Raw genomic sequence first — 13,107 nt, forward strand, 5'->3', positions numbered from 1 at the left:
GCCGCCGACGCCGAGGCCGCGTTCAGCCTTGCCAATGACAGCGAGTTCGGGCTCTCGGCAGCGATTTTCACCCAAGACCTGACCCGGGCACTGCAGGCTGTCGAACAGATCGACGTGGGCGTGCTGCATGTGAACTCCGAGTCGGCCGGCGCCGATCCGCACGTACCGTTCGGCGGCGCCAAGAAGAGCGGACTGGGCCCCAAGGAACAGGGACCGGCGGCCCGGGAGTTCTTCACCCACACCACAACGGTGTACCTGCGCGGCGGAGCGCCGCGCTCATGATCGCCGGTGCGCTCGACGGAATTGCCGTTGTCGACTTCAGTCGCGTACTCGCCGGCCCGTACGCGACCATGATGCTCGGCGACTTCGGTGCGGACGTCATCAAGATTGAGCGGCCCGGCGTCGGGGACGACACCCGCGAGTGGGGGCCGCCGTACGATTCATCAGGCGTGGCAACGTATTTCAATTCCGTCAACCGCAACAAGCGGTCGGTCGTGCTGGATCTGACCGACCCGGACGACCGGGAGCGCGCCCGATCCCTGGTGGCCGGCGCCGACATCGTGGTGGAGAACTTCCGGCCTGGCACCATGGAGAAACTCGGGCTGGGCTACGAGGACCTGCGCGCGATCCGTCCCGATCTCATCTACTGCTCCATCACCGGATTCGGCCGTGACGGCGGCGCCGAACTGCCGGGCTATGACCTGCTGGTGCAGGCGGTCGGCGGGTTGATGAGCGTCACCGGAACCGAACCGGGCGATCCGACCAAGGCCGGCGTGGCACTGGTCGACGTACTGGCCGGCCTGCATGCCGTCACGGGCATCCTGGTGGCGCTGGCCCACCGCGACCGCACCGGGCAGGGACAACGCGTCGACACCAACCTGCTGTCAGTGCTGTTGTCGTCCATGGTCAACCAGGCCTCGGGATTCCTGGGCGCCGGCAGCGTCCCGACGATCATGGGAAATCGCCACCCGAGCATCGCGCCCTATCAAACCTTCAATACCGCGGATCGGCCCATCGCGTTGGCAGTCGGCAACGACAAGCAGTTCCGGCTACTGGTCACGGCCCTCGGGCTCGACGCGCTCGCCGACGACGAACGATTCACCTCGAACGCGCTACGCGTGCGTCACCGAGATGAGCTGTGCGCTCTGTTGGAGGCCGAATTCAGCAATCACGGCGCCGATCACTGGTATGGCGTCCTCACTGCTGTGGGAGTGCCCGCCGGGCCCATCAACGACATGGCCGAGGCGTTCACCTTCGCCGAGAAGCTGGGCTTGGCCGTGACCGTCCCGGTTCCCGGGAACAGCACCCCTCAGGTCGCCAACCCCGTGTCGCTGTCGGCGACGCCGGTGCAATACCGCAGTGCACCGCCTCGACTGGGAGGGCACGTGCTCGGCGACCCCGCCGGCATCACGGCTTGAGTAGCGCGACGACCTTGTCCTCAAGGGCGACCGGATCGGCGTTCGGGTCGGCCGGTTCCGTGTGCGGCAGATCGCCCTCAGGATCCGCGAAGTCGCGGTAGGTCTTGTCGCCGGCCAACGTGGCCAGCAGATACCCGGTGAGCAGGCCGCGAACGATCTTCTGGGTGTCCCGGTCGGCGCCGGGCAGCCCGATGAACCGGGCCAGTCGACGACCCTCGACCAGGCCACCGGCCTGCGCTTTGCTCACTGTCCGCAGCGTCGCACCCTCCCAGGCCCGCGCCAGCTCCACGGCGTTCGAGCGCAGCGTCATCGGGTCGCCGGGGGCGGTCAGGACCAGGCCGGGCACCTTCAGCGTCGACGCCGGTTGTTCGGCCGGCGGCTTGGTCACCGTCGGGAATAGCGACACCACGGCCTTCGGGCGGTGCGCGTCGCCTCCCATGCCCGCGGCGGCGAACACGGCGGCGGACCCGCCGAAACCGTGCCCGACCACACCGCGCTTGCCGGGGTGCACGCTGATCTTGCCCGTCCCCAGCCGCACCCCGGTGATGATTTCGAGGGCCGCGCCCAGGTCGAAGGCGAAATTGAGCACCGACGGAGCCAACCCCGTCTCGGTGTTGGGTGCCGCCGCCACGATGCCCCAGGAGGCCAGGTGCTCCAACGTGCGCGTGTAGTTGTCCGCCTGAGTCATCCACTCGTGGCCGAACACCACACCGGGCAGATTCAGGCCGGACTCCGGCGTGTACACCACTCCCGGCATGCCGGCGAACGCCAAGTCACCGCGCAGAACCCGATGCGGTCCGCGGCGGGTCAACCCTGCGAAGAGCTTCTTTGTGCTGGCCACGCGTTGACCGTAGCGCAGGGCGACGCGGCGCGTGACGCGCCAATTGAGGCTGAGGCGCGCCCGGGTGCTTTCGTGGTGATTTGCGTCAAAGGCCGTCGCGCAGAATCGGGCCAGGGCTCCGTCTGCACTACCCTGGGATCCTATGTGTGGAATCGTCGGCTACGTCGGGGCGCGCCCGGCCCGCGGCATCGTCGTCGACGCGCTGCGCCGGATGGAATACCGGGGTTACGACTCCGCGGGAATCGCGCTGATCGACGGCAACGGCGGGTTGACGGTGCGTCGCCGCGCCGGCCGCCTGGCCAACCTGGAGTCGACCCTCGCCGAGACCGATGACGGCGTGCTGACCGGCACGACCGGACTCGGCCATACCCGGTGGGCCACCCACGGCCGGCCTACCGACCGCAACGCGCACCCGCACCGCGACGCGGCAGGCAAGATCGCCGTCGTCCACAACGGCATCATCGAGAACTTCGCCGGCCTGCGCGCCGAGCTGGAAGCCGACGGGGTCGAGTTCGCCAGCGACACCGACTCCGAGGTGGCTGTGCACCTGGTGGCCCGGCAGTACGCCAACGGCGACACCGCCGGAGACTTCCCGGCCTCCGTGCTGGCCGTGCTGCAGCGCCTGGAAGGCCACTTCACCCTGGTGTTCGCCAGCGCCGACGATCCGGGCACGATCGTGGCCGCTCGCCGGTCCACCCCGCTCGTCGTCGGCGTCGGTGAGGGCGAGATGTTCGTCGGCTCCGACGTGGCGGCGTTCATCGAGCACACCCGGCACGCCGTGGAGCTCGGCCAGGACCAGGCCGTGGTGCTGACCGCCGACGGCTACCGGATCACCGACTTCTTCGGCCGGGACGATCTGCAGGCCGGCCGGGACTACCGGGAATTCCACATCGACTGGGATCTCGACGCCGCCGAAAAGGGTGGCTACGACTACTTCATGCTCAAGGAGATCGCCGAGCAGCCCGCCGCGGTGGCCGACACCCTGCTGGGGCATTTCGTCGACGGTCGCATCGTGCTCGACGAGCAGCGCCTTTCCGATCAGGAACTGCGCGAGATCGACAAGGTCTTCATCGTCGCGTGCGGCACCGCGTACCACTCCGGCCTGCTGGCCAAGTACGCCATCGAGCACTGGACCCGGCTGCCGGTCGAGGTCGAGCTCGCCAGCGAGTTCCGGTACCGCGACCCGGTGCTGGACCGCAGCACCTTGGTGATCGCCATCTCGCAGTCCGGCGAGACCGCCGACACGCTGGAGGCGGTGCGGCACGCCAAGACGCAGAAGGCCAAGGTACTGGCGATCTGCAACACCAACGGCAGCCAGATCCCGCGCGAGGCCGACGCGGTGCTCTACACCCGGGCCGGGCCGGAGATCGGCGTGGCCGCCACCAAGACGTTCCTGGCCCAGATCGCCGCGAACTACCTGGTGGGCCTGGCCCTGGCGCAGGCCCGCGGGACCAAGTACCCCGACGAGGTCGAGCGCGAGTACAGCGAGCTGGAAGCCATGCCGGACCTGGTCAGCCGGGTGCTGGCCGGGATCGAGCCGGTGTTCCAGCTGGCACAGCGGTTCGCGACGTCGCCCACGATCCTGTTCCTGGGGCGGCACGTCGGCTACCCGGTGGCATTGGAAGGCGCGCTCAAGCTCAAGGAGCTGGCCTACATGCACGCCGAGGGCTTCGCCGCCGGTGAGCTCAAGCACGGTCCGATTGCCCTGATCGACGAGGACCTGCCGGTCATCGTGGTGATGCCGTCGCCCAAGAACGCGCAGATGCTGCACGCCAAGCTGCTCTCGAACATCCGGGAGATCCAGGCGCGCGGCGCGGTGACCATCGTGATCGCCGAGGAGGGCGACGACACGGTGCGGCCGTACGCCGATCACCTGATCGAGATCCCGGCCGTGTCAACGCTTTTCCAGCCATTGCTGTCGACCATCCCGCTGCAGGTGTTCGCGGCCGGGGTGGCTCGGGCACGTGGGTACGACGTCGACAAGCCCCGCAACCTGGCCAAGTCGGTCACCGTCGAGTAGTGGATCTGCGGGTTCCCACAGTCAACATCGCCGGGCGGTGGGACCGGAGTGGGCTGGGCGCATTCGTCTCCGACGGGGCGTTCGAGCATTTCCTGGGCACCTACCGGGCCGGGATGGCAGCCTTGCCGCCGTTCGAACTGTTCGATGTGCCAACCTCATTCGGGACGGTGCGGGCCTACCGCTTCGCCGGCCCGGGGGATGGCACGCCGGTGGTCCTGTTACCCGGCCGCAACGCGTCGACGCCGATGTATGAGACCAACCTCCGGCCGTTGCTGGAACGTCGCACCGTATACGGCATCGACCTGCTCGGTGAGGCCGGTCTGTCGGTGCAACACAAGGTGATTCGTGACGCTCAGGATCAGGCGCAGTGGCTTGATGGGGCGCTGGCCGGTCTCGGACTGGAACGGGCACATCTGCTCGGGGTATCGATAGGCGGCTGGACGGCCGTGAATTGCGCGGTGCACCGGCCCGGCCGGATCGCATCGCTCACCCTGCTCGATCCGGTGTTCACCTTCACCGGCGTTCCGGCCAAGGCCATACTGGCGTCGGTGGCACTGTTCGCGCCGCGCGTGCCGGAACGTTGGCGCCGGCGGGTGCACAGCTGGATAGCCGGGGGCGCCGATGTGGAGGCCGCCGAGCTCGAATCCGCGCTGATCGATGCCGGGGCAAAGGATTTCACGCTGCGCACACCGATGCCGAAACTGTTCGGCGATGAGCAGCTCCGGGGGCTCGACGTCCCGGTGCTCGCGTTGATCGCGGGCCGCAGTGTCATGCTCGAACCGACGCGCGCCGCTGCGCGGGCCCGAGAGTTGCTGCCGCGCGCGCAGGTCGAACTCTGGTCCGATGCATCGCATGCCGTCAACGGTGAATACCCGGAAGAGATCGCGCAACGTGCGGGCAGGTTCTGGGACGAGCTGTGAACCTCCGCCTGATTGTTCCTCAGGCTCGGATCACCGACGGGCCCAGTGCTTCATAGCGCTGAGCTTCCTCCGCGGGTAACTCGGTGCCGGTGACGATCCACTCGAAATCGGAGACGTGAGCGAACCGGCAGAAACTCGTCTCCCCGAACTTGGAATGCGCCGCCACCAGTACGCACCGTTGCGCGACCTTCACCGCCGTCTGCTTCACCGCTGCCACCGCAGGATCCGGTGTGGTGAGGCCATGCTCGACAGTGATCCCGTTGGTGCCCAGGAAGGCGATATCGATTACCAGGCTGCTCAGTCGCTCTACCGCCCACTGGTCGACGGTGGCCAGGGTGCGTCCCCGCATTCGCCCGCCGATCATCAGGACGGTGACGGTCTCGCTGTGCGCCAGCGCTTCGGCGGCCAGCAGCGATGATGTCACCACGGTCAGTTCTTGATCGGCGAGCTGTTCGGCGATCAGCCGCGGCGTGAAACCCTCATCCAGGTAGACGGTTTCGGCGCCGTGCAACAGGTGTGCCGCCGCGGCCGCGATGCGGTGCTTCTGAGCCAGGTCCACCTGGCTGCGGTATTCGACGGTGGATTCGAACGCTGCGGTCTCCAGTGGGATCGCGCCGCCGTGCACACGTTTGAGCAGTCGTCTCCCGGCCAGCGCCTTGAGGTCGCGGCGAATGGTCTCGGCCGCGACGTCGAGTTCGTCGGCCAGCGTCAGCACATCGACGCGGCCCCGGCTGCGCGCGAACTCGACGATGCGACTCTGGCGGGTATCTGAATCCACGCTTGCCATTCTGGGGCACCCGGGTGCGGCGTCGGTTATTTGCTGTCGGAAAGCACTGCGCGCACGTCGTCGGCGCTGGTCGCCGCCCGCAGCCGGGCCACCTCGTCCTTGTCGAGGAAGACGTGCGCGATCTTGGTCAGCAGTGCCATGTGGTCGTTGCCCAATCCCGCGATGCCGACGACGAACTCAGCGGGCTTGCCGTTCCAGTCGATCGGTTCGGGGTAGCGCACGAACGAGATCCCGGTGCGGCGGATCGCGGTCTTGGCCTCGTTGGTGCCGTGCGGGATGGCCAGACCGTTGCCCATGTAGGTCGACACCGACTTCTCACGCTCGTGCATGGCGTCCACGTAGGCCGGCTCGACGGCGTCCGCCGCGACCAACAGGGCACCGGCCTCGTCGATGGCGGCGTCCGCTGAAGTGGCGGTGCCGGCCAGCACGATCGAATCGAGGGGCAGCACGTCGTCTGCTTTGCTCACGGGCTGTTCCTCGGCAACCGCTGCGCCGCTGGCAGAGTTCGTGTCACCGAGCATCTCGACGATCTCGTCGTAGCGGGGTGAACTCATGAAGTCCTCCACCGAGACATGGACGGCCGAACCGGTTTTCAGGCGGGCGCGGTCGGTCAGGTCGCGGTGGGTCACCACCAGGTCGTAGGTGTCGGTGAGGTTCGCGATCGATTGGTTGGTCACGGCGATGTCGCCGAATCCCGCGGAACGGATCTTCTTGCGCAGCACCGACGCTCCCATCGCCGAGGAGCCCATACCGGCGTCGCAGGCGAACACGATGCTGGTCACCGGAACCCGGGGTGCGCCGACCAGGGCGGAGGCCACACTGGACTTCTTGCCCTTGAGTGCCTCCATCTCGGCGGTGGCCGCAGCCAGATCGGGTTCGTCGCCGGCACGGTCGGTCTTGAGCAGCAGTGAGGCGACGGCGAACGAGACGGCGGTGGCCCCGAGCACCGACAACGTCACCCCGAGGAAGCTGCCGCCGGCGGTCTGCGCGTAGATCGCGATGATCGAACCGGGCGCGGCCGGCGCGCGCAACCCGGAACCGAACAGCACGTTGATGAACACACCGGTCATGCCGCCGAGGACGGTGGCGGCGATCAGCTTGGGCTTCATCAGCACATACGGGAAGTAGATCTCGTGGATGCCGCCGAAGAACTGGATGATCGCGGCGCCCGGTGCCGAGGCGCGGGCAGCGCCGCGGCCGAACACCATGAACGCCAACAGGACTCCCAGGCCGGGACCGGGATTGGTCTCGAGCAGGAACAGGATCGACTTGCCGGTCTCCAGTGCCTGGGTGGTGCCCAGCGGTGTCAGCACCCCGTGGTTGATGGCGTTGTTGAGGAACAGCACCTTCGCCGGTTCGATGAGCAGTGAGGTCAGGGGCAGCAGGTCGTTGCTGACCAGGAAGTCCACCGCGTTTCCGGCGGCACGGGTGAACGATGACACGATCGGTCCCACCCCGAAGAAGCCGAGGATGGCCAGCAGCATGCCGAGGATGCCCGCGGAGAAGTTGTCGACGAGCATCTCGAAGCCGGGCCGGATCTTGCCTTCCCAGAGCGCGTCGGCCTTCTTCATCGCCCAGCCGCCCAGTGGCCCCATGATCATCGCGCCCATGAACATCGGGACATCCGCGCCGGCGACCACCCCCATGGTGGCGATCGCCCCGACGACGGCGCCGCGGTTGCCGTGGATCATCCGGCCACCGGTGTACCCGATCAGGACCGGGAGCAGGTAGGTGATCATCGGGCCGACGATGCCGGCGCCGTCGTAGCTGCCCCAGCCGCCGATTCTGGCCACCCATCCGTCGGGGTCCTTGAGTCCGGAGAAGATGGCCTGCAGCCAGCCCTGCTCGATGAAAAGGGCCGTGATCAGGCCCCAGGCGATGAAGGCGCCGATGTTCGGCATCACCATGTTCGACAGCGAGGTGCCCAGCTTCTGCACGTGCACCCGGACTCCGGTGCGTGGCGCTTCGACAGTGGACATCTGACGACCTCCGATCTTGCCGGCTGCTGGGTGACGCCGGTCACATGCACCTCAGTACACCGCACAAGTGGGCACTAGTGCAAGCAATCGGGCGTAAATGGGCAGACTAAAATGTGGTTTTATGACCGCATCGGAGTTAGGGTGCTGATACCGAACCGGTTATCGCCAGTCCCTGTGTGAGTCGAGAGGACCGCCATGAAAGCCCTGCGTTACTACGCCCCCGAGGACGTCCGGTTGGAGGATGTGCCCGAGCCCCAATGCGGCCCAGATGAGGTGAAGATCCGGGTTCGCAACTGCTCCACCTGCGGCACCGACGTCAAGATCCTGCACAACGGGCACCAGAACCTGACCCCACCGCGCACCATCGGCCATGAGATCGCCGGTGACATCGTGGAGGTGGGTGCCGACGTGAATTCCACCTATGGCACCGATTGGGCCGAGGGTGACCGAGTTCAGGTGATCGCGGCGGTCCCGTGCGGGGAATGCCACGAGTGCCGCAAGGGCTGGATGGCTGTGTGCCAGAACCAGACATCGATGGGCTACCAGTACGACGGTGGGTTCGCCGAGTACATGATCGTTCCGCACCAGGTACTCAAAGTCGATGGGCTGAACCGGATTCCGGACAACGTCGGTTACGACGAGGCGTCGGCGGCCGAACCGTTCGCGTGCGCGATCAACGCGCAGGATCTGCTCGGTATCGAAGAAGGCGACACCGTCGTGGTGTTCGGCGCCGGCCCCATCGGCTGTATGCACATCCGCATCGCGCGCGGTGTGCACAGCTGCGGCCCGGTCTATCTCGTCGACGTGAACGAAGGCCGGCTCAAGATCTCGGCCGACGCCGTGCGTCCCGATGAGGTGATCAACGCGGCGGAGGTCGACGTCGTCGAGAAGGTGATGGAACTGACCGGCGGCCGCGGCGCGGACATCGTCATCACCGCCACCGCGGCCAACATCACCCAGGAGCAGGCCATCGCCATGGCGGCCCGCAACGGGCGCATCTCTTTCTTCGGTGGACTGCCCAAGACCAACCCGACCATCACCTGTGATTCGAATGTGGTGCACTACCGGCAGTTACACATCCACGGCGCCAACGGTTCCGCGCCGGTGCACAACAAGCGTGCGCTGCAGTACATCTCGACCGGTCAGGTGCCGGTGAAGGACCTCATCACCCGCCACATCCCGCTCGACGATGTGCTCGACGCGTTCTCGATCGTGCAGAACGGTGAGGCCATCAAGGTGACGGTTGAGCCTGCCGCCGCGACGGCAGCGGTCTGACGGCGCGGTCCTCGCTGAAGCCCAGCGCCAGCCCGCACGCGATCAGGCCGATCCCGGCCCAAACCGCCGTGCCGGGAATCGCCCCGGTGACGGGCATCCCGATCACGGCGGCGGCCACCGGCGCCACTCCCGTGAGCAGGCCGGCCCGCCCGGCGCCCAGCTGCCGCACGCAGGTGTACCAGAGGATGAAGGCGACCGCCGTCACGCAGACGGCCAGATAACCGATGGCCAGAATCTGGCCCGTGTCGAAATTGCTTGCTGCTCTCCACCCTTCGGCGCTCAGCGCGAGCACGCCGAACGTCGCGGCGGCCATCCAGGTGGTGTGCACCGATATTCCCGCAGGCCCGTGTGAGCCGAGTACCGGCACCGCCAGCAGCGTGAAGCCGGCCTCGCAGCCGAAAACGACTACGGCCCAGAGGAGTCCGACGGTATCGGCGCGGCCCAGCCCTTCGACGGCGACCGCCCCGATGCTGACCACGACAGCCGCGGCCAACACCCGCCTTCGCGGCTGGTGGCCTTCCAGTAGTGGCCCCACCGTCGCCAGTGCCACCGGTACACACGCCACTGCCACTGCCAGTACTGCCGGTTCGGCGTGCTGAGATCCACGCACCAGGGCGAGGTTGAACAGCACCAGGCCGGTGACGGTGACCCCCATCAGCCAGAGCCACTCGGTGCCTCGGGGGCGGCGCAGGGGTTGGCCGGTGAATCGGACCCATGCGAGCAGCAGCGCGCAGGCAATGGCGTAGCGCAATGCCTGCGCGGTGTGCATGGGCGCATCGGCGAGTGCACCTGAGACCGCCACGCTGCCGCCGACGAACGTCATGCCGAGTGCGCCGGACAGGCCGGCGCGGGTGGAGCTGGACATGCTCCTATGCTGGCGCCAATATGGTCCAACAAGTAGAACCAAGTTTGGATATATGTCATGGACCAAGTTGCGGGCGCAGACTTTCTGCAGCTCGACCCGGCGTCCGCCCCGACCCGCGGACTCACCGACTGGCTCGCGGATGCGCTGCGCACCGCGATCGCAGACGGGAGGCTCGTCCCAGGCACCCGGTTCCCGGCGACCCGGGTGCTGGCCGGCGAACTCGCGGTGTCACGCGGTGTGGTTGTCGAGGCCTATCGGCGCCTTGCCGACGAAGGTCTGGTCAGCGGGCATGCGGGTGGTGGCACCCACGTACTCACGCAGCCGGTCCGGCCGCCGCGGGCAGACGTCGGGGCGCCGGCGGTGGCACGGCTGCCGCGGCCCCGTTTGCCGGTCGGCGAAGGAATCGATCTCTCGCCGGGTGTGCCCGATCTGTCGGCATTCCCGCGCGGCACCTGGTTGCGCGCCGAGCGCGCGGTGCTGGCCGAGACCTCGCCGGAAGACCTCGGCTACGGAGATCCGCACGGCCATCCGCGGTTGCGGGCGGCGCTCGCCCCGTGGCTGGGCCGGGCCCGTGGGCTGCGGATCGAACCCGACGACATCCTGGTGGTCGCGGGTGTCGCCCAGGCCGTCGCATTGCTCGCGCAGCAGTTGCATCGCGAAGGCCTCGACACGATCGCCGTCGAAGATCCCGGTTCGCGCGGAGCCGTCGACGAACTCGAGTACTGGGGTCTGCGCCCGGTTCCCGTCCCCGTCGACGACGACGGCATCGTCGTCACGGAGCTGGCCGCCACCGGCGCACCCACCGTCTTCCTGACCCCGGCGCATCAGTTCCCGACGGGCGTGGTGCTCGGCCCGCATCGGCGCCGGGAGCTGCTCGAGTGGGACGGGGAGCTGATCATCGAAGACGACTACGACGCCGAATATCGCTATGACCGGGCACCCGTGCCGGCCTTGCACCCGTCGGCGCCCGATCGCATCGCGTATGCCGGCAGCACCTCGAAGAGCCTGGCGCCCGCGCTGCGTCTGGGCTGGGTGGTCGCGCCCCCGCGGCGCCATCCGGACCTGGTGGCCGCCAAGCATGCCACCGACCTCGGCAGCCCGACCCTGCCGCAGCTGGTGCTCGCCCGGCTACTGGAATCAGGTGAGTACGACCGGCATGTCCGGCTGGTGCGCGCACGGCACCGGGCCCGGCGCGATGCACTGCTGGACGTGTTGTCGGTCGCGATGCCCGCCGCGAAGGTGAGCGGTGTCGCCGCCGGCCTGCACCTGCTCGTCACGCTGCCCGAGGGCATCGATGACGTCGCACTGGCCGACGATCTGCGTGCAGCCGGTGTCCTCGCGCATCCCGTGTCCTGGCACCGGCGGCTGCCCGGACCGCCCGGGCTGGTGCTCGGGTACGCCTCGCATCCACCGGACCGGTTACGCGAAGCCGCAGCCACCATCGCGCGGATCGCGCGAAAGTGACGCAGCGGTCGTTCCTGCGCGTCGGCAGCAGCCATAGCGTCACTTTCGGTGACGTCCCGAGCAAACACACGTAACCTGTTGGCGCGCGGCAAAGTCGAACACATCTCGAGTGGAACGGGAGCTGATGCGGTACTACTACTCGGCCGATGCGATCCGTGCCGCCGAGGCCCCACTGCTGGCATCGCTGCCCGACGGTGTGCTGATGAGCCGTGCCGCCTATGGGCTGGCGACGGCGATCGCCACCGAACTGAAGCTGCGGACCGGTGGTGTTGCGGGCCGGCGGATCTGTGCGGTGGTGGGCTCCGGCGACAACGGCGGTGACGCCCTGTGGGCGGCGACGTTCCTGCGCCGCCGCGGAGCGGCCGCCGATGCCGTCCTGCTCAATCCGGACAAAACTCACGCGAAAGCCTTGGCGGCGTTCCGGCGGGCCGGCGGCCACGTGGTTTCCCGCATCGCCGCAGCAACCGATCTGGTGATCGACGGAGTCGTCGGCATCTCCGGGCGCGGCCCGTTGCGCCCCAATGCCGCGGCGGTATTCGAGGCCAACACCGCCCCCGTCGTCGCCGTCGACATCCCCAGCGGGCTCGACGTACAGACCGGAGCCGCCGAAGGCCCACATGTGCGTGCCGCGCTGACCGTCACGTTCGGCGGTCTCAAACCCGTACACGCACTGGGGGAATGCGGCCGCGTCGAACTCATCGACATCGGCCTGGACCTGGCGCCGACCGACCTGGCCGGGTTCGAGGTGGCCGATGTCCGGGCCCACTGGCCGATCCCGGGCCCGCACGACGACAAGTACACCCAAGGGGTGACGGGTGTGCTGTCCGGTTCGGCGACCTATCCCGGTGCGGCCGTGCTGAGCACCGGCGCCGCGGTGGCCGCGACCTCCGGCATGGTCCGCTATGCGGGAAGTGCTGCACCGCAGGTGCTTTCACATTGGCCTGAGGTGATCGCCGCGCCCAGCCCGCAGGAGACCGGGCGGGTCCAGGCGTGGGTGGTCGGGCCCGGGCTGGGCACCGATGACACGGCGGAGGCCGCGCTGCGGTTCGCGCTCGAATCCGACCTGCCGGTGATCGTCGACGCCGACGCTCTCACGCTGCTGGCCGCCGATCCCGGCCCGCTCGCCGGGCGCAGCGCACCCACTGTGCTCACCCCGCATGCCGGCGAATTCCAGCGGTTGGCGGGAGATCCCCCGGGCGCCGATCGCGTCGCCGCCACCCGCGGCCTGGCCGAGCGACTCGGCGCCACCGTGCTGCTCAAGGGCAACGTCACCGTCATCGCCTCGCCTGGGGGAACGGCATATCTCAACCCGGCGGGCCAATCCTGGGCCGCCACAGCCGGATCCGGCGATGTGCTGTCCGGAATCATCGGCGCCCTGCTGGCCGCCGGACTGCCCGCCGGCGAGGCCGCAGCCGCGGCAGCCTTCGTCCATGCCCGTGCCGCCAACCTGTCGGCGGCCGATCCCGGTCCCAATCCGGCGCCGACCTCGGCGTCACGCATCCTCGCCCATGTCCGCGCCGCAATCGCGGCGCTGTAAC

General features: G+C 68.3%; 11 protein-coding genes. 7 read left to right on the forward strand and 4 right to left on the reverse strand.

The annotated features are described in order from the left end of the window. Positions 1-282: aldehyde dehydrogenase family protein (locus tag EYZ64_RS32355; RefSeq protein ID WP_286174684.1), on the forward strand; the 282-nt coding region annotated here is incomplete at its 5' end. Next, positions 279-1,418, forward strand: a complete 1,140-nt coding sequence (locus tag EYZ64_RS08175; RefSeq protein ID WP_135452991.1) for a CaiB/BaiF CoA transferase family protein — start codon at positions 279-281, stop codon at positions 1,416-1,418. The genes EYZ64_RS32355 and EYZ64_RS08175, both read left to right, overlap by 4 nt. On the opposite strand, the gene EYZ64_RS08180 is transcribed toward EYZ64_RS08175, so the two are convergent. After that, the gene (locus EYZ64_RS08180; protein WP_135452992.1) at positions 1,408-2,259 is read right to left on the reverse strand and encodes a dienelactone hydrolase family protein; all 852 of its coding nucleotides are present in this window, start codon (positions 2,257-2,259) and stop codon (positions 1,408-1,410) included. The two genes, EYZ64_RS08175 and EYZ64_RS08180, sit on opposite strands and share 11 nt — an antisense overlap. Positions 2,260-2,401: 142 nt before the next feature. On the opposite strand from EYZ64_RS08180, the gene glmS reads away from it, so the two are divergent. After that, positions 2,402-4,279, forward strand: coding sequence for a glutamine--fructose-6-phosphate transaminase (isomerizing) (gene glmS / locus EYZ64_RS08185; protein ID WP_135452993.1), 1,878 nt, complete (start codon positions 2,402-2,404; stop codon positions 4,277-4,279). Continuing rightward, positions 4,279-5,199: an alpha/beta fold hydrolase gene (locus EYZ64_RS08190; protein WP_135452994.1), complete on the forward strand. Its 921-nt coding sequence runs from the start codon at positions 4,279-4,281 to the stop codon at positions 5,197-5,199. The genes glmS and EYZ64_RS08190 overlap by 1 nt, the downstream gene beginning before the upstream one ends. Before the next feature lie 19 nt (positions 5,200-5,218). Here EYZ64_RS08190 and EYZ64_RS08195 read toward each other — a convergent pair whose 3' ends face one another. Both EYZ64_RS08195 and EYZ64_RS08200 read right to left on the reverse strand, forming a co-directional pair. After that, a complete protein-coding gene (locus EYZ64_RS08195; protein WP_135452995.1) occupies positions 5,219-5,977 on the reverse strand; it encodes a DeoR/GlpR family DNA-binding transcription regulator in 759 nt (252 codons plus the stop codon). Between the two features lie 35 nt (positions 5,978-6,012). Then, positions 6,013-7,965, reverse strand: coding sequence for a PTS mannitol transporter subunit IICBA (locus tag EYZ64_RS08200; RefSeq protein ID WP_135452996.1), 1,953 nt, complete (start codon positions 7,963-7,965; stop codon positions 6,013-6,015). A 195-nt stretch (positions 7,966-8,160) separates the two neighbouring features. On the opposite strand from EYZ64_RS08200, the gene EYZ64_RS08205 reads away from it, so the two are divergent. Next, positions 8,161-9,240 (forward strand): zinc-dependent dehydrogenase, encoded by a 1,080-nt coding sequence (locus tag EYZ64_RS08205; protein WP_135452997.1) that lies wholly within the window; start codon positions 8,161-8,163, stop codon positions 9,238-9,240. Here EYZ64_RS08205 and EYZ64_RS08210 read toward each other — a convergent pair. After that, positions 9,197-10,105, reverse strand: a complete 909-nt coding sequence (locus EYZ64_RS08210; RefSeq protein ID WP_135452998.1) for a DMT family transporter — start codon at positions 10,103-10,105, stop codon at positions 9,197-9,199. The genes EYZ64_RS08205 and EYZ64_RS08210 overlap by 44 nt on opposite strands. Positions 10,106-10,162: 57 nt before the next feature. Here EYZ64_RS08210 and pdxR point away from each other — a divergent pair, with 57 nt between their 5' ends. Continuing rightward, entirely contained in the window at positions 10,163-11,569 is a 1,407-nt protein-coding gene (pdxR, locus tag EYZ64_RS08215) for a MocR-like pyridoxine biosynthesis transcription factor PdxR (protein WP_135452999.1), read from the forward strand. A 124-nt stretch (positions 11,570-11,693) separates the two neighbouring features. Beyond that, positions 11,694-13,106 carry an NAD(P)H-hydrate dehydratase gene (locus EYZ64_RS08220; RefSeq protein ID WP_135459892.1) on the forward strand — a complete coding sequence of 471 codons (1,413 nt, stop codon included), beginning with the start codon at positions 11,694-11,696 and terminating at the stop codon, positions 13,104-13,106. Position 13,107 lies beyond the last annotated feature (1 nt).

Source organism: Mycobacterium sp. DL99 (genome assembly GCF_004762045.1).
Taxonomy (GTDB): Bacteria; Actinomycetota; Actinomycetes; order Mycobacteriales; family Mycobacteriaceae; genus Mycobacterium.